Annotated in this window: 1 protein-coding gene and 1 pseudogene; both read left to right on the top strand. The window is 65.7% G+C overall.

Annotated elements, in window-relative coordinates; all coding sequences use genetic code 11:
- Nucleotides 1-840, top strand: a pseudogene (locus BRAO375_RS24995) (hypothetical protein); the annotation flags it as partial.
- Between the two features lie 172 nt (nt 841-1,012).
- The gene (locus BRAO375_RS24990) at nt 1,013-1,261 is read left to right on the top strand and encodes a hypothetical protein (protein ID WP_009030233.1); all 249 of its coding nucleotides are present in this window, start codon (nt 1,013-1,015) and stop codon (nt 1,259-1,261) included.
- The last annotated feature ends 233 nt before the right edge of the window (nt 1,262-1,494 follow it).

Below are 1,494 nucleotides of genomic sequence, written 5' to 3'. Positions count from 1 at the left end.
GCGCTGCGCTGGGCGGCGTTCGCGGCGCTTGCGCTGGCGGCGAGCTGCTGCACGCCCTATGGCTGGAACGCGCTGCTGGCGTCGCAGAAGATCCTGTCGCTGGGGCAGGCGCTGCCGCTGATCATGGAATGGAAGGCGACGGATTTCCAGAGCCTCGGCCCGTTCGAGATCTGCCTGCTGCTCGCGATCGGCTTCGCGCTGTTTCACGGCCTCAGGCTGCCGCCGGTGCGGATCCTGATGCTGCTCGGCCTGTTGCACATGGCGCTGGCGCAGGCGCGCGCCGCCGAGCTGCTGGCGCTGATCGGCCCCCTGGTGCTCGCCGCGCCGCTGGCGCGCCAGTTCGGTGCCGAGCCTGTGCCGCCGATGGCGACGCGGGCGTCGCTGGCGGCGGCGGTCGTGCTCGCGCTCGGTGCAGGCACGCTGGCCTCGGCCCCGATCCTGACCTTCGCGCCGAATATGCGCGGCACGCCGGTCGCCGCGGTCAGCGAGCTGAAGAAGCTCCACCTTGCGCGCGTCCTCAACGACTACGATTTCGGCGGCTATCTGATTGCCTCCGGCGTGGCGCCGTTCATCGACGGCCGCACCGAGCTGTATGGCGAAAAGTTCTTCGTCGATCACAACGCCGCTTCCGGCCTGATGGAGCCGGACAATCTGTTCCGCCTGCTGAAGGACTACGACATCGAGGCGACGCTGCTGCGCACCCAGAGCGCGGCGACCAAGCTGCTCGATCATGTCGACGGCTGGCAGAAGGTCTATGCCGACGACATCGCCACGATTCATTTGCGCAGGCCGGACGCTCGTCATGTGGCGGAACCGGCGGTGGATGCCGATCGCAATTGAATCGAATCCCTGTGATCGCAACCGCGTGAGGTCGGATGTCGCGCGGCATCCCGGCGCGTGCAATGCCGGCGCGACGCGGCTAAGATGCCACCTGTCAGTTCGACAGCAAGCCTGACTCATTCAACAGCCCGAACAAGCTGATCCAACAAGCTGAACAGAGAGGGAGCGCGTCATGGCCGTGAAGGCAACCGACATTTACTTTCGTCAGCCCGACAACGCGCAGTCCGCGGTACGCGTCCTGGACCTGCCGCGCAACAATCCCTGCGCCCAATGCGGCGAGCCGATCGCGCTGCCGTCGTGGGTCGAAAAGGACGGCCGGCGCACCGCCTTTCTCTGGCACTGCCGCCTCTGCGACTATCGCTACGAGACCATTGCGTTCTACGCCGAGGCCGTCGACGAGGATGGCGCAATCGCGGCGTAGTGGGATGCGTGCCGCGACCTGGCTGAAGTCTGCCGATTTTCTTGTGAGAGACGCGAACTGCACCCCAAACAACAGTCGGCTCCCTCTCCCCGTTCTTCACGGGGAGAGGGTCGGGGTGAGGGGCAGCGGCACGGACAGACTAAGTAGTAGCAGATCCGGCCGTTGGGGTTCGCGCCTCATTGAACATTCGAGGGTTCTGCTGCCGCAAGTCCTCTTGCTAGAATACACACCGT

Origin of the sequence: Bradyrhizobium sp. ORS 375, assembly GCF_000239775.1 — a bacterium.
GTDB lineage: Bacteria > Pseudomonadota > Alphaproteobacteria > Rhizobiales > Xanthobacteraceae > Bradyrhizobium.
This window is presented reverse-complemented; position numbering and strand designations above follow the sequence as displayed.

Excerpts from the sequence above, each read along its gene's own strand:
- BRAO375_RS24990 (WP_009030233.1), top strand. The coding sequence starts at position 1,013 with ATGGCCGTGAAGGCAACCGACATTTACTTTCGTCAGCCCGACAACGCG.